This window comes from Methylobacterium sp. SD274, assembly GCF_017355285.1.
Taxonomy (GTDB): domain Bacteria; phylum Pseudomonadota; class Alphaproteobacteria; order Rhizobiales; family Beijerinckiaceae; genus Methylobacterium.
Genome location: NZ_JADIJP010000030.1, coordinates 1 through 23,581, shown reverse-complemented (window position 1 = coordinate 23,581; position 23,581 = coordinate 1). Strand labels below are relative to the sequence as shown.

Sequence of the window (23,581 nt, the reverse complement as noted above, 5' to 3'; positions counted from 1 at the left end):
CTCTTTCCTACAGCCGTGCGACGAACGCGTCGATGAGACGGGCGAGGTCGAACGCGGCAGCGGCGGCCGCGCGCTTGGTCTCGTCGTGGTGTGGATCGCCGTCTCCGATCCCGGCGGCAAGGTTCGTAACCACCGAGATGGCCGCGACCCGCAGGCCGAAGAAGCGGGCGAGGATCACCTCCGGAACTGTCGACATGCCCACCAGATCGGCGCCGAGGCGCCCCGCCATACGGATCTCGGCCGGAGTCTCGAAGCTTGGCCCCGAGAACCATGCATAGACTCCGTGATGCAAGGGAATCCCGCATTCCCTTGCCGCTTCGTGGAGGGTTTCGCGCGCAGCCGAATCATAGGCGCCGACAAGGGGGACGAAACGACCATCACCCGTCTCGCCGATCAGCGGATTGAGGCCCGACAAATTGATGTGGTCTGCGACAGCCACAAGGCTGCCCGGGCCCGCCTGCGCCATCAACGATCCAGCCGCATTGGTGAGGAGTAGGAGCGGGACGCCAAGCGCCTTTGCGACCCCCAGGGGCACCTTCATGACGGCGGCGTTGCCGCTTTCGTAGGCGTGGCTCCGTCCTTCGAAAACCAGCACCTGTCGCCCGGAGAGGCGCCCAGCATGGAGGGTGCCGCCGTGACCGGTCACGCCAGGGGAGGGAAAGCCTGGAATCCCCGAATAGGCGAGGGAGATGCTGTCTTCGAGCTTGCCGGCGACCAGCCCGAGGCCCGTGCCGGTGACGATGGCGGCATCGTAGGGCCCGCCGAAACCGTGGCGACGCACCGTGTCGGCGGCGAGGGAGATGATTTTGTCAGACATCGGCGCACGGCTTGGTACGGTGCAGATTGTCCGACCCGAAAGACTGAGGGAGTAGTGCCTCCAGGGTGAAGCTGTGTCGGATACCCTCCGGGCCGGCGATGTGGATCGGCGTTCCGGGCTCCGCGAACTCCCTGATGCGCTGGCGGCAGGCGCCGCATGGCGTCACCAGAATTGGGCCGTTGCCTGTGATGAGGATGGTGGCGATGGCGCGTCCGCCGGCCGCGATCATCGCGGCGATGGCGCCCGCCTCGGCGCAGGTGCCGACGGGATAGGCCGCGTTCTCCACGTTGCATCCGGCATGCAGGCGGCCGTGCTCGTCCCTCAGGGCGGCGCCGACGGGAAAGTTCGAATAAGGCGCGTAAGCGCGGGCTTTCGCCGCGCCGGCGGCATCGAACAGAGCAGCGAGATCCGCGTCGATCGTGTCCGCCATCGCATGGGGTCCGGTAGGAGGATTCGACGGCTGTTAGAACAGGAACGCGACCGGCCTGTCGAGCGCCATCGGACGTCATCAAGCGCCATCGACACGGCGTCGGCGCGATCCTAGAACGCTCCTTCGATGGTCGCACTTGAGAAGCGGGCGAGACATGCTGGGTCGGTTCGAACGCAAGGCCTCCGGCGAGGCGACGGTGGAGTACGGCGACGGCACCATGCGCGTCGTCAAGCCCGGAAGCTTCGTGCGCTGCGCGGTCACCGGCGAGCCGATCGCCCTCGACAATCTTCGTTACTGGAGTGCCGAGCTCCAGGAGGCCTACATCACGCCCGAAGCGGTGATGAAGCGTCTGGCCGAGCTCGGTCGTTCGGCGGGCTGAACATCTCGACGACGCGGCTCACCTGCGCAAGCAGTAGGCTCTCGTCAACGAACCGAAGGGTCACGCCGAGCGCCGTCACCCCCGCGGCGAAATCCGCGGGCAGGCGCACAATGTCCTTCTCCGTCGTTACCAGCATCGCGCCCAAAGCCTGGGCCCAAGCCGCAAGGCCAGCGACATCCGCGGCGCGATAGGGGTGGTGATCCGGGAAGGACCGGGTCTCGACTAGGGTCGCTCCGGCCTCCACCAGCGTATCGAAGAATTTCCGCGGCCGCCCGATCCCTGCGAAGGCGAGCACGGGCTTTCCCGCAACCGCAGCGGGCACTGTCGGGACCAGCTTGGCTCGATGGACCGGCAAGCCTCGCGACGCCGCCTCCATTGTTAGAACCTCGCCCCGGCCGCCATCGCCGATGACGACGAGGCCGTGGACGTGACGCCATTGCCGCGAGAGCGGTGCGCGGAGAGGACCTGCCGGAAAAGCGAGGCCGTTGCCGATTCCGCTGACGGCGTCGACCACGGCGAGGGAAAGGTCCTTGGCGAGACTCGGATTCTGGAGCCCGTCATCCATCACCACCACGCCGGCACCGAGCGCGCGGCAGAGTTCCACCCCGGCAGGCCGGTCGCGGGCCAGGATCGTTAAAGCGCTGCCGGCTAGCAGGAGTGGCTCGTCGCCGACATCCGCCGATCCATGCCGAGACGGATCGACGGCGATCGGCCCGGTCAGACGTCCGCCATAGCCACGGGTCAGGAAGGCTGGCTCCAGGCCAATTCCCCGCAGCATCGCTGCCAAGGCGAGAGCGGTCGGGGTCTTGCCCGCGCCGCCAAGGGTGAAGTTGCCGACGCAGATGACGGGGCAGGCCGCCTTGTTGCCGGCGCGGTCCATGCGGGCGGCGACGCGCGATCCGTAGATTTCCCCGAGCGGCGCCAGCAATCGGCCGAGGGGATGGCCGGGCAAGTCCCAAAAAACCGGGGCTCGCATCAGGAGGCGATCACGGCGGAGAGTTTCATCTGGGCGATGAATGGATCGAGGATCGCAAGGGTGCGTTCCACCGCCCCTTCGAACGGACGCAAGGCGGCATTTCCGGCATCGGCCATGGCGCGGGACCGTCGGGGGTCGAGGAGGAGTGCGCCGACAGCCGCTGCCAGCTCCCCGGCATCCGCCACCATCAGGGCCCCGCCGGCCTCGTCCAGGGCGTGGTAGACCTGTGCGAAGTTCTGCACGTTCGGCCCATGCAGAATCGCCGCATCGAGACGGGTCGGTTCGATCGGATTCTGGCCGCCGCGCTGCGTCATTGAACCTCCAAGGAAGACCAGCGGCGCGAGGCGATAAAACAGACCCAATTCCCCGAGCGTATCGGCGACATAGACGTCGATGTTGCCGTGGGGGCGACCGCCGCGGGAGCGAAGCGTGCTTCGAAGCCCGAGGGCGGAGGCGCACGCCGCCACGTCCTCGCCGCGCTGGGGATGACGCGGCACCACCACGGTGAGAAGATTCGGCACTCTCTCCTGCAAGGCGGCGTGAGCTTCGGCGATCGTAGCATCCTCGCCAGGATGCGTGCTGGCCGCGACCCAGACCGGACGGTCGCCGATGACGTCGCGCAGATAGGCTAGCTGCTGATCGTCTGCAGGGGGAACGGCCGAATCGTATTTCAGGTTGCCGGCGATGCTCACGCGCGGTGCGCCGAGCCTTTCGAAACGCTCGGCATCGTCCCTGGTCTGCGCGAGGCAGATGGCGATGCGCGAGAGCAGGGCTTCGGCGGTGCGCGGCGAGCGAACCCAGCCCTTGAACGACCGCTCCGACATGCGGCCGTTGACGAGGAGCAGCGGGATGCCGCGCCGGTGCAGGGCGATGACGGTGTTCGGCCAGATCTCCGATTCCGCCACCAGCGCCAGGTCCGGATGCCAGTGATCGAGGAACCGTTCGATCCAGCGCGGCGCGTCGAGGGGCATGTACTGATGGACCGCGCCCGCGGGCAGGCGCCGCCCGATCAGTTCGGCGGCGCTGCGCGTCCCCGTTGTGACGAGGACGCTGAAGCCCCGGGCGATCATGCCGTCGACCAATCCGACGAGCGAGAGGGCCTCGCCCACGCTCGCTCCGTGCATCCAGACCAGGGAACCGCTCGGGCGGGCTCGTCCGGCAAGGCCGCGACGCTCAGGCAGGCGCCCGGGATCCTCCTTGCCCTGGCGGGAGCGCCAGGCCAGAAGGCCCGCCACCGCCGGTTCACCGACATAGAGGCCGAAGCGATAAGCCCGGAGAGCGATGGTGAGCGGGGGAGCCTTCACGAAAACGGCCCGAGGGCCAGCGACCCGGCCACCGGATCGACGACCCGGTCCGGGCGGCCGACGAGGGTGTAGGCCCGATCGTGAACCCGGTTCATCTCGTTCTCCAGGCGCTGACGCAAGCGCTCCAATTCCTCCGGATCGACGTCGCGCGGGACGAGGACCGGTTCACCGAAGACCATGGCGCCCCTGCCGAAGGGCAGCCCGAAACAGGCCTTGTCCCAGCTGTCGAAGCGCAGATGCCGGCTCGTGACAACCGCGACGGGAATGACCGGCCGACCGGAGAACCGCGCCAGTGTCAGGATGCCGAGATCGCAGCGGCGTGACACCTTCGGCACGTCGGCGCTGAAGGCGACGCTCTCGCCATCCTTCAAAGCCCGGATCATGGCGCGCAGCCCTTCCGCGCCGCCTTTCGCCTTGGCATCCCGCACGGCGCGTCCGCGTGCCCCGGAGGCCCGGATGACGCGGACACCCATCCGGGTGAGGGCAATGGTGTTGATGTTGCCATCCGCCGACCGCGAGATGATCGTCGCGATCCTGTCCTGCGGGCGGCGCATGAACGAGATCATCGTATGCTGACCGTGCCACATGCCGGCGATGAACGGCGATTTCCCGTCGAGCCAGCGGTGCGGCTCGGCCGGTTCGACCGTGAAGCGGTTCGTCGCGCGCACCAAGCGCAGATAGTGGAAGGCGACGAAGCCGAGGCTTTTCTGAACCGGTGGCGACCGGCCGACGCGTTTGAGAAGGCTCATACACTCGGTTCCGCGGGCCGGACGTTCGGCCCTTCGTCCGGTCGGCCCTCAGGGCGCACGCGCGGCCGGTTGCGTCGTCTGCGCATCCGCCGAACGGCGCTCGCTCGGGAGCATGGCCGGTCCCGCGTGGTCTAGCGCCGTTCGAATTACCGGCGCAACCTCGCCGGGGCGGGCCCGACCTCATCCATTCGACGGAACGGCCATCATGTAAGGGAGGAAGCACCGTATCGGAGCGCCGGCGCGGTCCTCTATGACGTGCGGGCTTACGCCGTTGCGATCCTGGATTCGAAGGCGCGAGCGACGATTTGCGAGGCTTGACGCGGCAGCCGCCAGTGGCGAAGGCGAGGCCCTCATCCGAAACGGAGACCGATGTTTCGCCTCGCTCATCTCACCGATCCGCATGTCGGCCCTATCGCACGTCCTCGCTTGCGCCAGCTTTTGGGCAAGCGCGCCACCGGCTATGTGAATTGGCGCCGCGGGCGCAGCCGACACCACGACATGGAGATCCTCGCGGCGCTGGTGGCCGATCTGCGGACGCAGCCCCACGATCACATCGCCTGCACCGGCGACCTGTGCAACATCGGTCTGCCGAGTGAGTGGTCGACGGCTAAGGTCTTCCTCGAAGCGCTCGGCGCTCCAGACGATGTGAGCTTCGTTCCGGGCAATCACGACGCCTATGTGCGCGGCTCACTCGAAGGGCTGTTGAAGGCGTGCCGCGCCTGGACCTCCGGTGACGATGGCACCGACGGCATCTTCCCCTATCTCCGGCGCCGTGGACCGCTCGCCCTGATCGGGGTCTCGTCCGCGATTCCCACCAAGCCCTTCGTCGCCAGTGGGCGCCTCGGCCCGTCGCAGATCGAGGCTGTCGAGACCATTCTGAAACGGCTGGGCGCCGAGCCCGAACCACCGTTTCGCGTGGCGATGATCCATCATCCGCCGCAGCCAGGGGGGGCGTCGCCCGGGCGCGAATTGAAGGACGCGGATGCGTTCACGGCGATGATCGCGCGCGCCGGCGCGGACCTGATCCTGCACGGGCACAACCATGTGGGGAGCATCGCCTTCGTCGAAGGCCCCGGTGGTGCCGCCGTCCCGGTGGTCGGAGCGCCTTCGGCCTCGGCGGTGTCGCACGGCGGCACCTTGCACCGCCGCGCGAGCTATCATGTCTATACGGTCAGAAAGGCCGACGACCGCTACGTGATCGAAGCCAAGGAACGCGGGTTGACGGAGGCCGGGGCGATTGCCGACCTCCGGGTGTTGCAGCTGACGCGGAGATGACCGCTCACCTGCCGGCTATGCCGGATCAGGCCGTCAATCCCACCAGGGGGCGCTGGGCCTGACGGGAGATGCTGGCCTGATACAGCTCTGCCTGAAGCCGTGTGAGGCCGCTCACGAGCGCCGTCGGACCCCGATAGACCGTATAGGTGCCGTCATGGGTCGGTTTGACGTGAATCGTCTGGGACATGGACTGTCTCCCGGCCTCGAGGAATCGGTCGATTCATTCTTTCGGAGTAGGTAGTGTTAATCGGGCGTTCATCCGCCGCAAGTGTGGCAGATGCCTATTCAGTCTACATTCGTCATTGCATCGCACTCCGACCCGAGCGGTGCTCACACATCTCCGGCACAAGAACACGTTCACGATCAACGACCGACAGCAGATTGGTGCGTCGCACAACGATGCATATTCCGCGTCGGTAGCGCTCTGTGCTCAGGCCGATTTGGGCAGTGGCGAAAACTCTTACGGATCATGAGAGCGACCTGACAGCCCACCCTGCGCTGAGCAAGCTGCCGGGCGGACGCCGCGTCATATCGATGCGGATGAAGCCGTGAGGGGATCACGTAGGCTGCTGCCGGCAAGGTGCGGTGATGGGCTGTCAGAACACAACTGGAAACGACATCGTCACCACCGTGCCGCGCTCGAACCGCGACGCGATCTCGAACTCGCCCGACCATCCCATGACGATCCCCTTGACGATGGCGAGCCCTAAGCCGGTGCCCTGACCCTCGGTCTTTGTGGTGAAGAAAGGATCGGTCGCACAGGCCGCGACCTCTTCGGACATGCCACACCCGTCGTCGATCACCACGAGCTGAAGGCATGGCACCTCGGCAGGACCCGCGGTGAAGCGCCGGTTGCAACGGTCGACCCGCACCGTGATGCGCGATGCCTCGGCCTGCATGGCGTTCTGGACGAGATTGAGCAGGATCTGGGTGACCTCGCTCTCCGTGGCGAGAACCGGGCTCTCGGTATCCCGAATCGCGACATCGAGAGGCGGACGCAGCATTGGCTGGAGGAACGCGCAGGCATTCTCCACCGCATGGCCCAAGGGTATGGCTTCGGGTACCCTGCGCTCCTGTCTGACATAGGCCAGGATGTTGCGGATGACCCCGACCGCCTGATCGGTGCAGGCGAGGATGGTTTCGAGGTCTGCCCGCTCGGGCGCATTCGCCTCGAAATCCGCGAGCATGATCTCCGTCATGCCATGGACCGGCTGAAGCAGGTTATTCAGTTCGTGCGCCACCGAGCCAACCATCTGGCCGAGGGTCTCGAGGCGCTGACGCTCCCGTTCCGTTCGCTTGCTCTCCTCCTGCCGCTGCCGTTCAAGCAGTTCGAGCTTGCTCCCGAAGGCAATGGCCGCTGCGATGGCCAGGGCGCTCAGACAGGCCGACATCCGGCGGATCATGGCCGGCTCGCTGATGGCGATTCCCATCTCCGACAGGGATAGAGTGGCCCCCTCGTGAAGGCCGACAATGTCTTCGAGCGAGACACCTGTCGCGATGGCCTCGCGGCCAAGCTCCTCGATATCGACGAGAGCGGCCTCCCCCTCGGTCATCACGTAGGAGGCCATCCCGGCGGCATAGCGGTCGAGGAAGGCCTTCACACCACGGCTCCGTCGAAGGCGACGCAGAGGACGGAGCAATCGTCGCTCTCGCATCCGAAGCGTGCGAGCAGGCAATCCGCGAGCCTTTGTGGTTCGTCGCGAAACCGCCAGCAGGTCTCGTCGATATCCACGTGCCGCAGGCCGTCGCTCCATAGTACCAGCACGTCCGCCGGATCGAACGCGAATGTGAGGGGGCGGATCGCTCGGATTCCCGCCCCGACGATGCCTGCGGCCCCGTCGAAGCGCCGCGTTCGAGCGCCGAATATCCCGCCCTGAATGTTGCCGACCCCCGCAACGGTCAATGTCATTGCGGTGAGGTCGATCTGCACGAGGGTGGCAGCTACGCCCCGTGTGCGCACGATCGCCCGATCGGCCCGTTGCATCCGTTCGGCCAGGCCGAGGCCGGAAGAATCCTCCACGGCGGCCATGAAGGATTCGGCGGCGAGCCGCGCGGAGGTGCCATGCCCGAGGCCGTCCGCCACGGCGATGAGCGTCGCGTCATTCTCCCGCCACCAAGCGACGACGTCACCGCAAGCGGTCTCACCCGGGAATGAGCGCAGGGACGAGGCGATCTTCATATGCGGGTCAGGCTGCAGGCGATGCGGGTTCCCTCGCCGGGACGCGTCGTCACCGCGAAGGTGTCGACGAGGCGCCTTGTCCCGGGCAACCCGCATCCCAGGCCCCCGAGGGTCGAGTAGCCATCCTGCATGGCCAGAGCGAGATCGGGTATGCCGGGGCCGTCGTCCTCTGCGGTGAAGCCGATGGTTGGAATGCCGTTCACCAGCGCGGCTGTCAGATGGATGACGCCGCCACGGTCGGCATGGAGGACGAGATTGGTCGCGATCTCGGACACCGCCGTGGCGAAGCCATAGGCCTGCACCGTCTTGAAGCCATGTCGGCCGGCTATATGCCGCGCGGCCCGCCGGGCCTCGGCCACGTCGATCTCCGCGATGATTCGGAACATCAGCGTTTCGAGGGGGGCCTCGTCCGGACGTTCGGATCCGATGGGCGTCGTCATGTATGCCGCACCATCTGCGCCCGGATCATGGTTCGTCCCGGCCGCGTCTCCACGACCATGTCGTCCATCAGCCTGAGGACGGCGGACATGCCGAGACCGAGTCCTCCGCCGGTCGAGAAGCCCGGGGTGAGGGCGGCGGTCACGTTGTCGATGCCGGGTCCCCGATCCTCGATTTCTAGCACGATGGTGCGGGTCAGGGCCGCCACCTGGGTGGTGATGCGGCATTGGCCGCCGCCGGCGTAGCGAAGGGCGTTGCGGGCAAGTTCGGAGATCACCGTGGCGAGGCGGGTCTGATCGACGGTGCCGAGCCCTATGTTCCGGGCTGCGTCCCGCCCGGCCTGACGCGCGATCAGGATGTCTTCCTGTCCGTGAATCTCCACGACCGATACCAGGGTCGCCGACGTATCGTCGGAAAATTCAGACCTCGGGTGGTTCGTCACGGTGACCTCCGCGGGTGGCCATCGCCCTCTGAACCTTCGCGACGCCGCCTTCGAGGTCGAACGCCGTTTCCATCTGAATCAGGTTCTGGCCCATCTCCACCAGAGTCAGCGCCACGGCGGGGCGCATGCCGGCGAGTACCGCGACACCGCCCATGATGCCGACCATCTTGGCGGTCTCCGACAGCACCCGCGCCATGTACGAATCCACTACGTCGACGGCGGTGATGTCGATGACGAGCCCATCCGCGCGGTCGTCGCGGAGCAGGGCCAGCGCATCGATCTGCAGATCCATGACCTGCTGGTCCGTCAGGTCGGCGGGCAGGGAGGTCAGCAGGACGCGCCCGAGCTTCAGGATCGGGACGCGCATCAGAACCCCGCCTTGCTGGGCGGTGCCTGGCCATCGGCGGAGAGCAGGCGGAAAGCTTCGCCGAGGCCGGCCCGCAAGGTGCCGCGGGTGATCATGCTCGTGAGGTTCACATCGAGCTTCACCAGTGTCTGCGCCGCATCCGGGCTGATGCCGGTGACGATGACCTTGGCGCCCAGAAGGCGTGCCGCCTCCACGGTCTTTGTGAGATGGAGGGCGACGCGGCTGTCGATCACCGGCACTCCCGTCACGTCGAGGATGGCGATGTGGGCTTCCTCCCGCGTCAACGCTTCGAGCAGCCATTCCATGATCTGTCGCGCCCGCTGCGTATCGACGATGCCCACGAGCGGCATCAGCACGATGTGGCGCCAGATCGGCAGGGCCGGTGTCGCAAGGTCGAGAAGCGCACGGCTCTGGCGCTCGATCAGCCGCTCGCGGGTCTCGACGAAGGCCGAGAAGGTCACGAGGGCAACTCTGTCCACCGTGGCATCCAAGTGCGCGAGAGTCTCGAGGAGTTCGGACGAAAGACCGCCGGCTTCGCGCTGGATGACCGCGCTGACGACGGGTTTGAGCGACATGACGAGGGTCGCGGTCTGGGCGGGGGTGTAGCCGTCCCGAGCCCGCGCCGAGCTGATGATGGTGGCCTGTGAGGCGACCTCGCGGAAGCTGTCCTCGGTTCCTTCAATGCCGCTGAGGAAGAACGCCGTCAGCGCGTCGAGAAAGGCGGCGAGTTCGATCCGCAGAACGCGGGGTGAAGCACTCGGTGTCACGCCGGCACCGCGATCGTCGCGTAAACGCTCGATCCATGAATCGATCACCGCATCGCGGTGCTCCGACAGGATCCGTCCGAGACTGTGCATCAGTTCACTCCCTTCAGACGGGCGGCGAGCAGTTCCGTCACGCAGTTCAAGAGCTCTTGCATGCCCACGGGCTTCATCAGCACGCGGTCGGCTCCGGCCCGGATCGCCTCTTCGGTAGAGAAGAGCTGGGGCATCCGTGGCGCCCCGCCCGTGATCGCCACCAGGGGAAGCGGCCGGGTGCGCGATTTCACGTGCTGGATCAGCGTCAGTCCATCCTGTCCCGGCATCCAGAGATCGGTCACGATCAGGTCGAATGAACCCGATCCCAGCGCCTGTTCCGCTTCGCCCACGGAACCGCATTCGGTCACCAAATGACCGCCGCGTTCGAGGAATTTGCGGATGGTCCGCCTGACGACAGGGATGTCGTCCACCACCAGGACGGTTGCCATGCGCGCGTGATCACTTTCTGCTTGTAGACGGTACCAGCGGAGCCGAGAGACCGGACGTTAATGTAGGTTACCATTGTCCCGCTCTAGGCGCAGCATGGTGACCCATGGTTTGTGGCTCAGGCCCCATGCGTTTCATATGCAGGGAGCCTAGAAAAGCTCGATCTCGTCGCCGCCTCCGACAACGAGTTTGCGCGGTGGAGATGGGCCATCGGCGTTCGCCACGGCGGCGAACTGATCGAGATCGGGCAACTCGCCCGTGGACTGGGCGGCGTTGCCCAACGCATCGAGATTGTGGCGTGCCGCCGCGAAGATCGTCTCGAGATGTTCGAGACGCTGGCGCGTGACATCCTGGAACTGAATCGAAGCCATGAGCTCGACCACCGGCTGAGCGATGCGTGCGCTTTCGTCCTGAACCTTCACCAGCGTGTCGCGCTGATGCGAGATCAGTCGCTCCATGTTCTCGGTCAGGTCCGATATTGCCGTCGAGATCTTCCCGAGTTCCACACGCTCACCCGCGATGCGGTGACTGACGAGGGTCGTCAGGTTTTCCCGAATCGAGCCACGCAGCGTCATCAAACCCTCGTTGATGCGGGTCGCCGCCTGATCGGAGGCTTGCGACAGCTGCTTGACCTCGGATGCGACAACGCCGAAGCCGGCCCCGAACTCCCCAGCGCGCGCCGCCTCGATAGCGGCGTTGAGAGCGAGGAGATTCGTCCGCCTTGCTATGTCGCGGATACCGCCGACCAGGCCGCTCAGTTGATCCGTCGCGGTTTCCACGTCCTCGAGCCTTACGCGGCACTCTTCGATGTCCCGATCACGGCTTTCGAGAAAGGCCGCGATCAGGTTCCGGTTCGTCACGAGTTGCCGGTCGGTCTCCTCCACGATCTCGATCACGCGGGTGTTGGACCCGGACGAATCGAGGAAGCTCAGAAGGTCCGACATGGCGATGTCGACCGCTCGCAGGCTCATCATGATGTTGTAGGCCGCCGCTTCGGTCTCGGATGTCACCGAAGCGGTGTCACGCGAGGCCCGCGCGAAGAGCTGATCGTAGACGCCGAAATGCTGCGTCAAGGCATGGTTGAATGGCGGAGGCTCGGTGCCGGACGGCCCGTCCGGCGCCTCCTCACCCGCCTTCGCCTCAGCCTGCTCATGGACATCGTCGTCGGCGGCAAGGGCGGAAGCAGGATCGTCGGTTCGACGGCGGGACAGACGTGTCGCAGTGGAAGCCAGCCACGTCGTCGCGAACCCTGCCGCCGCGATGGCGAGGAGGGCCGGGGTGAGACCGAGCGTGGGCAATCCGGCCGCGCCGACGACGAGGGCCGAAAATCCGGCCGCGAGCGGTGCGATTCGCTCCGGCGGTGGAAGGATGGCTTCCCGCCTCATGATTCAGGCGCCCGGCACGAGCTGGCGAATGACCTTGATGAGAGCGGTCGCATCGACTGGTTTCACAATCCAACCGGTGGCTCCGGCCGATTTAGCCTCGTTCCGTTTGTCCTGCTGCGACTCCGTCGTCAGCATCAGGATCGGCGTGAATTGAAGGCCAGGAAGCTTACGCACACGGCGGATCAGCTCGATCCCGTCCATCGCGCCCATATTGAGATCGGTGATGACGAGAGAAGGCTTGGTTCCGGTCTTTAAAGTCTCGAGGGCCTGCTCACCGTTCGCTGCTTTGACAACGCCGAGTCCAGCTTTGGTCAGGATTCCCTCGATGCTCATGAGCATCGTAGGGGAATCATCGACGATCATGATGGTCGCTGCCATGAATGCTCCTTAGACAAATTATAGAAGTCGAGTTCAGACATAATTTTCTGGAAACCACTCAATAGGTGGCAAATCATTGATTAGTGGTTTCATTGTTCCAGATCCATCTTCTTTTCCCCAGCGCATCTCAGGATAAACGGGTATCAAAGGCCTGATCGGGGTTGAGTTCAGGCCAGAGTCCCCCCAGTTCATCCGCCAGCACGCGATAATCGGCCGCACCACGACTGCGCGGGGCGTAATCGTGGATTGGCCGCCGGGCAGCGAAGGCCTCCGCGAGCTGAATGTCGGATCGGATCCCGCTGAGCAGGCGGTCGCAGCCGAACTCTGTGCCGACATCCTGCAGAGTATCCCGGTGATGGCTCGTGCGCGGATTCAGCATCACGGGAAGCAGGCCCGCCAGCGTCAGCCCCGCATTCACCGTCGTGGCGATCCGGAAGAACAGTCGCGTCAGTTGCCGCACGCCTTCGGCTGACAAGGCGTGGGGGATCATTGGGATCAGGACGCTATCGGCGGCCGCCAGGGCATTGACCAGGACCATGTCGAGAGAGGGCGGCGTATCGAGGATGACGAGATCGAACCGCTCGGCGATGGCGGGGGACCGTAAGTTACGTCGCAGAGCCGAGACACTCCGGTCGGCTACGCCCGTCCCGTCGAAGAGCGGGTCAGCGGGCGCCACCGCGACATTGGCCGATACGCTCGGCCGGATGGCCTCCTCGAGCGAGAAGCCCGTCTTGGAGAAGATGTGATGCGCCGTCGGCTCGTCCCGACCCGCCACCACGCCGAATCCGAGCCCGGCATGCCCCTGTGTGTCGAGATCGACGAGCAAGATGCGATGGCCGCGTGCCCCCCACTCCGCCGCGAGGTTGACAGCCGTCGTGGTCTTGCCGCTGCCTCCCTTCCGGTTGGAGATGGCGAGAATGGCGGTCACCTGTCGGCTCCGATCCCGCTGAGGAACGGCATGATTGCCTGGGCGAGCGTGGGATCCGACGGCGGCGCGATGCTGGCCGGCCGTGCGGCCGCCAGCACTTGGAGCAGGGCCGTGTGCAGGCCGGCGCATTGCGTCAGCACGACCTTGGGCACCTTGACCCGGCCGAAGAAGGCCTGGAGGTCGAGGGCTTCCTCCACCGAGCAATGACCTTCGAAATGTACGGTCGTGCGAGCAATTCTCAGCGGCATCAGAGCAATTCCTTGAGGTCCAGGATGAGCAGGACGCGGCCGTCTCCCAGGAGCGCGGTCCCCGAATAGCCCCGCATGCCCGCCAGGGCGCCCTGGAGGGGCTTGAGGATCACGTCCATTCCCTCGCGGAAATCGTCGATGACGAGGCCCACATGACGGCCGTCGATCTGGCAGACGAGGACCGCCTCCTCGGCTTCCTCGTCGCTGCTCCGCTGGCGCGCCGGCACGCCCAGCAGGGTCGACATCCGCATCAGAGGGATGACGATGTCGCGCAGGACGAAGGCTTCGGCGCGCTTGATCCGCTGGATCCGGCTTTCCGGCACCCGGACCGTCTCGGCGATCATGTCCATGGGCACGCCGTAGACGCCATCCGCGGCCTCCACGACCATCACCCGCGTCACCGCCATGCTGAGCGGCAGTGTGAGTCGGGTGGTGGTGCCTTCGCCCAGGCGCGATGTCACGGAGACACGGCCGCCGAGCTTCTCGACCGTGGTCAGCACCACGTCCATGCCGACGCCGCGACCGGACAGGTCGGAGATCTCCTGCGCCGTGGAGAAGCCCGGCCTGTAGATCAGGTTGATCGCCTCCTGATCGGACAGGCGGCCGGCCTCCTCGGCATCGATGACACCCTTCTCAATCGCCGCGGCGCGGATCCGGGCCGGATCGATACCGCGCCCGTCATCCTGCACCTCGATGACCACGCCGTCGGCTTCCTGGCGGGCCCGCAGACGCAGGCTCGCCGTGCGTGCCTTGCCGGCGGCCTCGCGTATGTCGGGCTGCTCGATGCCGTGATCGAGGGAGTTGCGGACGATATGCAGCAGCGGGTCGCCGAGCGCTTCGATGATCGTCTTGTCGGCCGCCGTGTCTTCCCCTTCCACGGACAGGTCGATCTGCTTGCCGAGCTTGCGGGCGAGATCGCGTACAAGACGTGGGAATCGATCGAAGATGTCCGAGACCGGAAGCATCTGGACCTGCATGATCGCGCCCTGCATCTCCTGCGCGAGGCGGTCGATGACAGCGTATTGCTCCTTGATCTCCCGCGACATGTCACGGGAGCCGTAGGTTTCCTCCGCCCGTTTGGCCAGGAAGGGCAGGCTGTTCTTCGAGACTACGAGCTCGCCGATCAGATTCATCAGCAGATCGACTTTAGCTTGCTCGACCTTGAGGGTCTTCTGCGGCGCGCGCACCTCCGAAGCTGCATTCCGTGCGGCTCCGTCCGGCACCGGTGCGGTACTCTTTGGGAGATCGGCAGCCTTCGGCAGGTCGGTTGCCGAGGTAATCGAGGGGAGTGGATCCGAGGGGGGGAGGGTATCCGGCGTCCCACCGCTTTCGAGCACGTCCAGGAAGATCAGGAGCGGAAGCGTCGAGCGGCTCTCATGAGTATCGACGATCGCCTGCTGGAACGCATGACGTTGCGCGTCCAGGCCGAGGCCGACGAGCAGGTTGCCGACCACCGCCGCGACGGAGGCCAGCCGAATCTCGTCATACCCGTCCTTGCCGAGGGCTTGCCGCTGGCCCGCAAGAATGCTGCGTGCCACCGCGCCGTTGGGGCCGTCCAATAGCGTAGTCGGAGCCCCCGACGCAGTAGCGGATACGGTGGAATTCCCTACGCCGCCGAAACGCCCGGTTCCGGCCGCGTCGATCAGGGCGCGGACGAGGTCGTGGTCCGGAGCGGTGGCGGAGGCTGCGTCTTCGAGCCAGGAAAGGGCGTCGTTGCGCCATAGACCCGGCCCGGTGAAGCTCCGAAGCGTCGCCGCGCTGGCACGGATGGCCGCGAGATCGCCCGCGGCGTGCTGGGCCGAGGCGGCCTCGTAAAAATCGTCCCAGACCGGTCCGTCGCTCGGCTCGCCGGCAATCTGGACGAGGTCACGGGCAGAGACCGGACTGAACGAAACCTGATCCAGCTCGTAGCGTATCGCCTGCTCCACCTCGGTCCGGGGCGCGTCCGTGAGGATGTGGAAGCGTAGGTTGCAATGGTAGGGGTCGAGATCAGCTACCGGTCCCCAGGGCGCCACCGCCTCGATGGTGAAGGCCATGGCCTCGGGAACCTGGAGGGCGGCCTGAAGCGGGTCGGTGCCCGCATAGAAGCAGCCAGGGTCGGGCTCGTAGCACAAGGCCAGAACGGTCGCGCCTCGACAGGCACGACGGAATCCCTCCCGAAGGGATTCCACGGGCAGGCGATGCAGCCAGATCGGCGGCGCTTCGGCCGGCAGCGTTGCGTCAGCCGTCGTGGCGGTTTCCGGCGAATCCTTGGAGGCGACCCGAGCACGCAGGCCCGATGCCATCCGGCTGGCTACGCCATCGGCATCGGCGGGAAGCTCGGCGTCGCCTTCGAGACGGTCGACCCAAAGGCTGACCTGGTCCAGGCTGTCGAGCAGCATGTCGACAAGGCTCGAATCGAGAACGATTTCCTGCGCCCGAACCGCACCGAGCAGATCCTCGGCGGCGTGGACGAGACGGGTCAGCGCGGTCGCGTCGAACAGCCCCGACGACCCTTTCAGGGTATGGACGGCCCGAAACACTTCATTGATCGCAGGTCCGTCCTGCGGGTTCTTCTCGAGCCGCAGCAGGCCGCCGGCGGAGGCCTGCAACAGTTCCCGCGCTTCCGGAATGAAGCGCTGCAGCAAGGGGTTGTTACGGCTCGGGTTGCTCATGCCGCTGCACCGGTGAGAAGGCGGGCGGTCTGGACCAGAGCGACGGGATCGGCGGGCTTCACGAGGTAGAGGTTGGCGCCTGCATCATAGGCTCTGGTGGCATCCTGGTCACCGGCTTCGGTACTGATCGCCACCACGGGAATCGCCCGTAGCGCCGGCTCGTTCCGAAGGCGAGACAGCAACTCGTAGCCGTCCATCTTCGGCATGTTGATGTCGACGATCAGCATGTCGAAACGGCCGAGAAGCGCCCGCTCCAATCCCTCGAATCCATTCGCCGCCTCCTCGACGACGAAGCCCGCCCGGCTGAGCACGTCGCGGTAGAACATGCGCATCGTCGCGCCGTCCTCGACCACGAGGATCTGTTTCTGTTCGGCGCTCATCTCAATCGTTCCCGAGAGGCTTCTGATAGACGATCGTGTCGCCGAATTTGCGCGGCTGAAACATCGACGAGATCCGGCTCATGCTCTCGGAATGCCCGAGGCAGATGAAGCCGCCCGGCGACAGGCAGTCGTAGAGTGCTTCGACGGCCAGCCGGCGCGACACGTCGTCGAAGTAAATCAGAAGGTTACGGCAGAAGATGACGTCGACGGCGCGGTAGCGGGTCGTATGTAGGGGGTCGACGATATTGGCGATGGAGAAGTCGACGGATTCGCGTAACTCCTCGCGGAGTTGGAAGCGATCCGGTCCGACACTTTGGAAATACTTCGCACGCAGAGCCGGAGTGAGCCGGTGCAGCGAGCGCTCGCCGTAAATGCCCTGGCGTGCCTCGTTCAGCACGCGGGTATCGATGTCCGAACCCCTGATCTCGATGGCGAAATCATCAGCCCGCGACCAGTTCTCGATGATCTGGATCGCGACGGAATAGGGTTCTTCGCCGGTCGAGCACGGCATCGACCAGATCCGCAGGGTATCGCCGATCTTACGCGAGCGTGCGATCTCCGGCAGCATGCCCTGGACCAGGGCATTGAACTGATAGTCTTCGCGGAAGAAATAGGTCTCGTTCACCGTCATGATGTTGACGAGGCATTGAAGCTCCTCGCCAGAGGCCTGGAAGCGAACCAGATCGAAATAACGCCGGAAGCTTGTGCTTCCCGTCTTTTCCATACGGTCATACAGGCGCTTCTCGACGAAGTACCCTTTCTTGTCGTTGAATAAAATGCCTGTCCTACGATAGAAGAACTCGAAGAAGATGTTGTATTCTTCTTCGCTGATCGGAGGGTGCCCCTGTCTCATCGTCATGGCGCTGGAGAGCGGCATTACAATCCTCTGATCCGGCGGATCACGGCCGAAACCGCGAAGGCAATGAAGGGGACGTCGGGGAAACGGCCGGGGAGGGCTTCCAGCGCGGGAATGGCGTGTTCGGTGCCGATCTCGGCCAGTCCCTCGACGGCGGCCGCGCAGACATTCACGTGCTCGTCCTCGGCCACGACCTGCGTCAGCCAAAGCGGCGTGCTGGGATGCGGCAGCAGGCTCACGATGTTCACGGCGAAGATGCGCACGTCGCTATCGGCATCGGCGAGCAACTCGGCGACGAACGGCTCGACCTCGGAGGGCATCTCCTGAAGCGCCTCGATGACGGCATTGCGCAGGCCGGTATCCTCGCTGCGCAGGAACGGCAGCAGGCCTTCCACCACGCGCTCGGATTTCAGCCGAATGAGAGACGTGACGATGGCGCTCCGGACACTGAGGGCGCTCTCCACTGCCAGCCGATCGCATAGCAGCGGCACTGCTTCCGGGACTGCGCCGAGGGTCCGCGCGGCACCGCGACGCGCCGAAGCCTCCAGGGAGGCGAGTTCGAGGCTCAGCGTCGCCAGATCGATGGTGGACGCCATTACCTGCGTGTCGCCGAGTGTGGCAGGTTTCCTCAGTGCCATCCTAAGCTCCCTGGGCTCGAAGGCCCGCCTGTGGCCGAAGCCAGGCGGTGAGTTGTGCGGCGATCGCGTGGCTCGGCAGCACCATGCTGGCGCCTCCGAGCTTGATGAGCTCGTTCGGCATGCCGAATACGACGCTGGTGTCGGCATCCTGCGCGATGGTCAGGCCGCCGCGCTGGTTGATCCGGGCCATGGCCTCGGCGCCGTCATTGCCCATGCCGGTGAGCTGCACGCCGATGAGCTGCTCGGCCGGAAAATGATCGAGGGCGCTGACGACCAGGCGGGTGACGCTCGGATGCCAGAGATGATCCTGAGACTGGGGCAGCGGGGTCGCCGAATGACCGGTGCCGCGCTTCGTCACGACGAGGTCGGCGTCGCCCTTGGCGATATAGATTGTCCCTGCCGCCAGCGGCGTCTGGCGCGCCGCCTCGACCACGGACATGGCGCAGAGCTCGTTCAGGCGCCGGGCGAAGACGCCGGTGAAGCTGCCGGGCATGTGCTGGGCCACCAGGACCGGCCAGGGGAGATCGGCAGGCAGAAGCGGCAGGATTTCCTCCAGCACGCTCGGGCCCCCGGTGGAGACGCCCACCAGGACGAGGCCCATGCGGCCCCGCGCGCCGGCCCGTACGCGGTTCGAGACGCTGTCGACGGGAGCCGAAGCGGGTGCCGGGCGCCTTGCCCCGATGCGCTGGCGCAGGCCGAGGCTACGCCGGATCCGCACCCGTGCAGCACCGCGGATCTTGGTGAGCAACTCGTGGTGGATGCGGTCGATCGACAACGAGATCGTACCGCCGGGCTTCTGGACGAAGTCCACGGCACCGAGCCGCAACGCCTGGAGGGTCGTCTCGGCGCCTTCCTCGGTGATGGAGGAGACCATCACCACGGGGCGCGGGTAATCGCTCATGATCCGGGAGAGGCAGGTGATCCCGTCCATTTCCGGCATGTTCACGTCGAGGGTGATGACCTGCGGGTCGAATTCCTCCAGGCTCGCCAGGGCCTCGACGCCGTTGCGTGCGGCACGGACGATGAAATCGCCCTGGCCTTCGAGCAACTGGGTCAGATGCCGGCGCATGAGCGCGGAATCGTCGACGATGAGCACCTTGATCATGCAACTGTCTGACGGATGAGGTGAAAAGGAGCAGAAGCGCAAGAACGGCACGATCCGAATTCGTGGATCGATGTCCCGTCCCGCGAAGGTCAGCCATGCCCGGGACCGACCGTCATCCGACGCTTAACGAGGGCGGCCGAACGACGGGCGGATTTCCGGAGCGGCCGGGACCGTGAGGCCGGTCCCGGCCGGGTATCAGTGCGTGACCTGTCCGATGGAAGCCGCTTCGTCGGTGTCCAGAAGCTGCAGGATATCCAGCAGCAGGATCATCCGCTTCTGATCCTCGAGGTTGGCCACCCGGCGGATCAGTCGCTTCTGCGCATCCGAGAGGTGAGGGGCATCTCCGATCACCTTGCCGGAGATACGCATCACTTCGGACACGGAATCCACGATGAAGCCCGTGCGCACGTCGCGGATCGTGAAGACCATGATCCGCTGGCGGTCGCTGCGATCGGCCTGGGCAAGGTTGAAACGCCGCCGCTGGTCGATCACCGGCAGGACGACGCCCCGGAGGTTGATGACCCCCTCGACGAAGGCCGGCGCGCGGGGGATTCGGGTCAGCTCGTCGGGGACGCGGACGATCTCCTGCACGGCTTCGATCGGGACGCCGTATTCCTCGTCCATCAGGCGGAACACCACGAACTGTTCCTCGTCGAGGCTGTCCTGGACCGTTTCCCGATCCGAACCGGTGTTGGTGCCCATCATCGTCTCCCCGGCCTTCACGGCCAACCGCAGATCGGCGGTGTCGAACATCCGCCCCGCCGAGAGGACCGAGACCAGGCGCTTGCCGCCCTGAAGGCGGCAGATCGCCTGGATCTCGTCCATTGTGCCGTCATGGCTGAGAAGGGTCGGCATGGCCTCCACGAGGCTGCGGTTGACCCGCAGGACCTCCTTGACGCTGTCCATCACGACGCCGACCGAAAAGCCGGACTCACCGCCGAGGGACACCACCACCACCTTGTCGGTGCCGCTGAACGCTTTCGCGGGCAGGCCGAACATCTCGCGGAGCGAGACGAGCGGCAGGAGCCGGTTCCGCAGGGTGATTACTCCGAGCACATGCCCGGGAGTGTTCGGGATCTGGGTCACGTGCTCGGGGAGCTGCACGATCTCCTGCACCTGCTCGATGGGAAAGGCGTATTCCTGCCCGGCCACCTCGAAGCTGACGAGCTGGTCCTCATCGACCACCGCGTCGACCGATACGGAGACGGATGCCGTCCCGTCCGAGCCGATGAGGCCGCCCGCCGAAGACCGCTGGGCAGCGATGGAGCTGAACTCCCGCTGCACCAGCTGCACAGAGTCGAGGATCATGACCATCGATCCGCCCTTGGCGTCCTTGATCATGCCGGTGAGCAGCTCGGTATCGACGGTGCCGCGGAGCGAGGAGGCGGGCTCGATCCGCTCTGCATCTACGGTCACCACATTGGCCATCCGATCGACGACGAAGCCGATCGGACTGCCCTGGTCGAGCACCACCACGCGGGTCGCGTCGTCGTGGAGCACCGGCGGGAAGTTCAGCACGTCCCGGAGGTTGAGGACGGGCAGGACCGTGCCCCTGAGGTTGGCAAGGCCGAGGAGGGAGCCCGGGCTGAGAGGGACCCGGACCACGGTGGGGACCCGGATGATCTCCTGGACATCCGAGAGGGAGACGGCGAACATCTCGGTCTCGATGTGGAAGATCACGAATTGCCGTGCTTCCGTAAGTGCCGCGTCCGAGACCGGCGGCGGGGCGGCGCGAGCCGCTGGAGGCGCGAACTCGGCCTCCAGCGTTTCTAACGCCTGGGCAACTGCTGGTGCCATGGGGGTATCGTCCCTTCGAGAGAGCTCGGGTCAGGCGGCCTGGAGCTCGTCGGCGAGGGAGGCGATCTCTTCGATGGCCGCGGCGAGTTGTTCGGCGCCCTTGGCCTGCTCGCGGGCCGCGTTGCCGGCCTCGCCCGAGGTCCGCACCGCCTGCTGGGCTGCGGCCGCCACCTGCTCGACGGCGGTCTGAACCTCCGTCACCATGCGGACGATCCCGTCCGAGCCGTTCAGGATCTCGCGGTTGCCGGTGATGATGTCGCCCATCTCCTTGGCAACCAGCTCCAGGTTCTTGGAGATGATCGCCGACTTCTCCACCTCGACGACGGCCGCCTCGGCGATTTCCTGGATATCGCCGCGCACGAACACGACCGTGTCCTGAATCGCCTTGACGGTATCCTTGATCCGCTCGGCATTCTCTGCGGAATCCCGGGCGAGGTTGCGGATATCCGTCGAGACCACTGCGAAGCCCTTGCCGAACTCGCCGGCCCGTGCGGCCTCTACGGAGCCGTTGACGGCCAGCATGTTGGTCTGGATCGAGACCGTGGTGATCGCATCGACGATCTTGTCGATGCGGCGGCTGACCTGTTCCAGGGCCGCGATCTGATCACGGCTGAGGCGACCGGCCTCGACGGATTTCTGGATTCCGCTCACCATCGTGTCCACCAGGGACTTGTTGTCGGTCAGGATGTCGGCGATGGACTGCGCCTTCTCGACCGCTGCCGTCGCGAAGGCGCGCGATGTCTGGGTCCGCCGCTCGATCTGGGTGATCGCGGCGGAGGATTGCTGTGTGGCCGCCGATTGCTGCTGTGCGCCCTTGGTGATCTGGTCCAGGGCGGTCATGATCTGGGTCGACGCCCGGTTGATCTCTTCCACGGCGCTGGACAGTTCTTCCGCCGCGGAGGCCACCTCTTCGGCGCTCTTGCCGATATTGGCGCTGCTCTTGAGCTCTTCGGCGAGTTCGGAGAGCTCCTGGGACGCCTGTTCGCTCTGCGACAGGGCCGTCGTCTGCTGCTCGATCATCTTGGCGGCCTCCTGGCAGGCGGAACCCTGCTCTTCGGCCGCCGCCGCGATGATCTCCGCGCCCTTCTGAGACTCCTTGGCGGCGATGCCCGATTCATCGGCCGCCTTCGCCATATCGCGGCACCCGGTGATGATCTCGGCCATGTCCTGACGGATGCGCTCGAGCTGCCCCGTCACGGTCACGCCCTTCTCGGCCTCGCTCCGCGAGGAGGCGGCCGAGCTACCGATGCCGTCCGCCACGATCTTCACGTCGCGCTGGATCTGGGCGACCAGCTCCTGGATGTCCCGGGCCGACTTCTCGCTGGTTTCGGCCAGGGTCCGTACCTCGTCGGCGACGACAGCGAAGCCCTTGCCGTGCTGGCCGGCGCGGGCCGCTTCGATTGCCGCATTGAGGGCGAGTAGGTTGGTCTGATCGGCGATACGCGCAACGGCTTTGACGATCTCACCGATGGTGGTCGCCTGCCGGTCGAGTTCCTCGACAATCTTGACGGAGGCTTCCTGGCGCTCGGATGCCTTGGCGATGGCCGCGATGGTGTTGCCGATCTGGCCGGCGGTCTCGGCGAGCAGGGCGGACAGGTTCTCGGTCTTACGAAGGGACAGATCGGCATTGTCCTTGGCGGCGAGGATCAGGATTGCCCCTTGGTTCACCGCTTTCATGGTCTCCTGCGCGGCGCTGGCTGCTTCCTCGGCTCCGACGCCGATCTGCTCTGCGGCCTTGCGCAGTTCTTCCGCGGCTGAGGACGCCTCGGCGACGCCGCTGGACAGCTGCGAAGTCGCCGAGGCGATCAGCTCCGCAGCCTTCTGCTGGCGTGCGAAGGTCCGCGCCTTGCGCTTCTCGGCTTCCGCCACGAGATGCGATTTGGCCGGAGGCGAATGACCCTCATCCCGCATGCCATGGGAGACGGGCAGAGCGCGCATCGTCGCCTTCTTCGCAAGAGCCATCTGAGTAAGACCTTCCCAATGTAGCAAGCGGTTGGGAAGGCTCGCTTCTGCTGAAGGCGCTCCAAACCCAAGATAAATTTGAGATTTCCCGGTGGGCTGTGGTCGGAACCAAAATTTACTTAAGTAATGTTCCGTTCCAGCACGATCTAATTGGCCTATATGAATTAAAAAACAGTTAATGCAGGCATTAAGCTCGCTTAATAGAACTCCGGTAGGCAAACGTATTCAATTTGCTGAAATATACCTGCAAATAGTATCCCGCACGACGCATAATGGTGACATTAGATATCGATTGCCGATTTGGTTTGACGGGTTTCTCGGATTGAGGATCGCAAAGCGTTAATTCGCCAATTTTTGCTTCGCGATGAGGCTGAACCGCCTCTACGAATTGCTCAAGCCTCCGCACAAAAACGTGCCGTTAATGCATGCTGCAAGTCAGTCGACCTGTTTCATCATGTAATCCGTTGGACGTGCCAGAACGGGGCTGACCATGCGACCTTCTGGCTCATCATTCGAATGCGGGATGCAGACCGCCGGCGCGGACATGCGGAGCATGTCGTTGGCGATATCGAACAGGTCCGCACGTTGACCGACGTGAACCGGGATCGGCCAGTACCGTACCAAAGCGCAGCCCCTCCGCCCTCAGGCGA

26 protein-coding genes are annotated in these 23,581 nt (G+C 65.3%); 2 read left to right on the top strand and 24 right to left on the bottom strand.

What is annotated here, in order from left to right; all coding sequences use genetic code 11:
- Positions 1 to 7: 7 nt before the first annotated feature.
- Together IPV08_RS20425 and cdd are read right to left on the bottom strand one after the other, a co-directional pair.
- The gene (locus IPV08_RS20425; RefSeq protein WP_207413274.1) at positions 8 to 817 is read right to left on the bottom strand and encodes a purine-nucleoside phosphorylase; all 810 of its coding nucleotides are present in this window, start codon (positions 815 to 817) and stop codon (positions 8 to 10) included.
- Positions 810 to 1,247 (bottom strand): cytidine deaminase, encoded by a 438-nt coding sequence (cdd, locus tag IPV08_RS20420; protein WP_207413272.1) that lies wholly within the window; start codon positions 1,245 to 1,247, stop codon positions 810 to 812. The genes IPV08_RS20425 and cdd overlap by 8 nt, the downstream gene beginning before the upstream one ends.
- A 154-nt stretch (positions 1,248 to 1,401) precedes the next feature.
- On the opposite strand from cdd, the gene IPV08_RS20415 reads away from it, so the two are divergent.
- Positions 1,402 to 1,626, top strand: a complete 225-nt coding sequence (locus IPV08_RS20415) for a DUF2093 domain-containing protein (protein WP_056429621.1) — start codon at positions 1,402 to 1,404, stop codon at positions 1,624 to 1,626.
- Here IPV08_RS20415 and lpxK read toward each other — a convergent pair.
- From lpxK to IPV08_RS20400, 3 genes are read right to left on the bottom strand one after another with little or no spacing between them, the layout of a single operon-like run.
- The gene (gene lpxK, locus IPV08_RS20410; RefSeq protein WP_207413270.1) at positions 1,571 to 2,602 is read right to left on the bottom strand and encodes a tetraacyldisaccharide 4'-kinase; all 1,032 of its coding nucleotides are present in this window, start codon (positions 2,600 to 2,602) and stop codon (positions 1,571 to 1,573) included. The two genes, IPV08_RS20415 and lpxK, sit on opposite strands and share 56 nt — an antisense overlap.
- The gene (locus IPV08_RS20405; RefSeq protein ID WP_207413268.1) at positions 2,602 to 3,906 is read right to left on the bottom strand and encodes a 3-deoxy-D-manno-octulosonic acid transferase; all 1,305 of its coding nucleotides are present in this window, start codon (positions 3,904 to 3,906) and stop codon (positions 2,602 to 2,604) included. The genes lpxK and IPV08_RS20405 overlap by 1 nt, the downstream gene beginning before the upstream one ends.
- Positions 3,903 to 4,655, bottom strand: a complete 753-nt coding sequence (locus IPV08_RS20400; protein WP_207413267.1) for a lysophospholipid acyltransferase family protein — start codon at positions 4,653 to 4,655, stop codon at positions 3,903 to 3,905. The genes IPV08_RS20405 and IPV08_RS20400 overlap by 4 nt, the downstream gene beginning before the upstream one ends.
- 369 nt (positions 4,656 to 5,024) lie before the next feature.
- On the opposite strand from IPV08_RS20400, the gene IPV08_RS20395 reads away from it, so the two are divergent.
- Positions 5,025 to 5,930, top strand: a complete 906-nt coding sequence (locus tag IPV08_RS20395; RefSeq protein ID WP_207413265.1) for a metallophosphoesterase — start codon at positions 5,025 to 5,027, stop codon at positions 5,928 to 5,930.
- Between the two features lie 25 nt (positions 5,931 to 5,955).
- Here IPV08_RS20395 and IPV08_RS20390 read toward each other — a convergent pair whose 3' ends face one another.
- The 19 genes from IPV08_RS20390 to IPV08_RS20300 all read right to left on the bottom strand — a co-directional run bounded on the left by IPV08_RS20390 (position 5,956) and on the right by IPV08_RS20300 (position 22,931).
- The gene (locus tag IPV08_RS20390; RefSeq protein WP_200919205.1) at positions 5,956 to 6,117 is read right to left on the bottom strand and encodes a hypothetical protein; all 162 of its coding nucleotides are present in this window, start codon (positions 6,115 to 6,117) and stop codon (positions 5,956 to 5,958) included.
- A gap of 409 nt (positions 6,118 to 6,526) precedes the next feature.
- Complete coding sequence (locus IPV08_RS20385; protein WP_207413263.1) at positions 6,527 to 7,531, bottom strand: ATP-binding protein; 1,005 nt, start codon at positions 7,529 to 7,531, stop codon at positions 6,527 to 6,529.
- Complete coding sequence (locus tag IPV08_RS20380; protein WP_207413261.1) at positions 7,528 to 8,109, bottom strand: SpoIIE family protein phosphatase; 582 nt, start codon at positions 8,107 to 8,109, stop codon at positions 7,528 to 7,530. The genes IPV08_RS20385 and IPV08_RS20380 overlap by 4 nt, the downstream gene beginning before the upstream one ends.
- Entirely contained in the window at positions 8,106 to 8,549 is a 444-nt protein-coding gene (locus IPV08_RS20375; RefSeq protein ID WP_056424963.1) for an ATP-binding protein, read from the bottom strand. The genes IPV08_RS20380 and IPV08_RS20375 overlap by 4 nt, the downstream gene beginning before the upstream one ends.
- The gene (locus IPV08_RS20370) at positions 8,546 to 8,989 is read right to left on the bottom strand and encodes an ATP-binding protein (protein ID WP_207413259.1); all 444 of its coding nucleotides are present in this window, start codon (positions 8,987 to 8,989) and stop codon (positions 8,546 to 8,548) included. The genes IPV08_RS20375 and IPV08_RS20370 overlap by 4 nt, the downstream gene beginning before the upstream one ends.
- On the bottom strand, positions 8,967 to 9,356 hold the full coding sequence (locus IPV08_RS20365) for an STAS domain-containing protein (protein WP_056424960.1): 390 nt from the start codon (positions 9,354 to 9,356) through the stop codon (positions 8,967 to 8,969). Before IPV08_RS20365 ends, IPV08_RS20370 begins: the two co-directional genes overlap by 23 nt.
- Complete coding sequence (locus IPV08_RS20360) at positions 9,356 to 10,213, bottom strand: STAS domain-containing protein (protein WP_207413257.1); 858 nt, start codon at positions 10,211 to 10,213, stop codon at positions 9,356 to 9,358. The genes IPV08_RS20365 and IPV08_RS20360 overlap by 1 nt, the downstream gene beginning before the upstream one ends.
- A complete protein-coding gene (locus IPV08_RS20355) occupies positions 10,213 to 10,602 on the bottom strand; it encodes a response regulator (protein WP_056424954.1) in 390 nt (129 codons plus the stop codon). The genes IPV08_RS20360 and IPV08_RS20355 overlap by 1 nt, the downstream gene beginning before the upstream one ends.
- A gap of 147 nt (positions 10,603 to 10,749) precedes the next feature.
- Positions 10,750 to 11,985: a methyl-accepting chemotaxis protein gene (locus IPV08_RS20350; protein WP_207413255.1), complete on the bottom strand. Its 1,236-nt coding sequence runs from the start codon at positions 11,983 to 11,985 to the stop codon at positions 10,750 to 10,752.
- Positions 11,986 to 11,988: 3 nt separating this feature from the next.
- Positions 11,989 to 12,363, bottom strand: a complete 375-nt coding sequence (locus tag IPV08_RS20345; RefSeq protein WP_056424947.1) for a response regulator — start codon at positions 12,361 to 12,363, stop codon at positions 11,989 to 11,991.
- A 127-nt stretch (positions 12,364 to 12,490) separates the two neighbouring features.
- Positions 12,491 to 13,291 carry an AAA family ATPase gene (locus IPV08_RS20340; RefSeq protein ID WP_207413253.1) on the bottom strand — a complete coding sequence of 267 codons (801 nt, stop codon included), beginning with the start codon at positions 13,289 to 13,291 and terminating at the stop codon, positions 12,491 to 12,493.
- Complete coding sequence (locus tag IPV08_RS24760; protein ID WP_056424942.1) at positions 13,288 to 13,539, bottom strand: hypothetical protein; 252 nt, start codon at positions 13,537 to 13,539, stop codon at positions 13,288 to 13,290. The genes IPV08_RS20340 and IPV08_RS24760 overlap by 4 nt, the downstream gene beginning before the upstream one ends.
- A complete protein-coding gene (locus IPV08_RS20330; protein ID WP_207413251.1) occupies positions 13,539 to 16,193 on the bottom strand; it encodes a chemotaxis protein CheA in 2,655 nt (884 codons plus the stop codon). Before IPV08_RS20330 ends, IPV08_RS24760 begins: the two co-directional genes overlap by 1 nt.
- Positions 16,190 to 16,573 carry a response regulator gene (locus IPV08_RS20325; protein ID WP_207413249.1) on the bottom strand — a complete coding sequence of 128 codons (384 nt, stop codon included), beginning with the start codon at positions 16,571 to 16,573 and terminating at the stop codon, positions 16,190 to 16,192. Before IPV08_RS20325 ends, IPV08_RS20330 begins: the two co-directional genes overlap by 4 nt.
- A gap of 1 nt (position 16,574) precedes the next feature.
- Complete coding sequence (locus IPV08_RS20320) at positions 16,575 to 17,450, bottom strand: protein-glutamate O-methyltransferase CheR (protein WP_246748091.1); 876 nt, start codon at positions 17,448 to 17,450, stop codon at positions 16,575 to 16,577.
- Positions 17,450 to 18,067 (bottom strand): HEAT repeat domain-containing protein, encoded by a 618-nt coding sequence (locus IPV08_RS20315; protein ID WP_207413247.1) that lies wholly within the window; start codon positions 18,065 to 18,067, stop codon positions 17,450 to 17,452. Before IPV08_RS20315 ends, IPV08_RS20320 begins: the two co-directional genes overlap by 1 nt.
- A 1-nt stretch (position 18,068) precedes the next feature.
- Positions 18,069 to 19,172 carry a chemotaxis-specific protein-glutamate methyltransferase CheB gene (cheB, locus tag IPV08_RS20310; protein WP_207413245.1) on the bottom strand — a complete coding sequence of 368 codons (1,104 nt, stop codon included), beginning with the start codon at positions 19,170 to 19,172 and terminating at the stop codon, positions 18,069 to 18,071.
- A gap of 195 nt (positions 19,173 to 19,367) precedes the next feature.
- Complete coding sequence (locus tag IPV08_RS20305; RefSeq protein WP_207413243.1) at positions 19,368 to 20,969, bottom strand: chemotaxis protein CheW; 1,602 nt, start codon at positions 20,967 to 20,969, stop codon at positions 19,368 to 19,370.
- A 30-nt stretch (positions 20,970 to 20,999) separates the two neighbouring features.
- Positions 21,000 to 22,931 carry a methyl-accepting chemotaxis protein gene (locus IPV08_RS20300; protein WP_207413240.1) on the bottom strand — a complete coding sequence of 644 codons (1,932 nt, stop codon included), beginning with the start codon at positions 22,929 to 22,931 and terminating at the stop codon, positions 21,000 to 21,002.
- Positions 22,932 to 23,581: the final 650 nt, after the last annotated feature.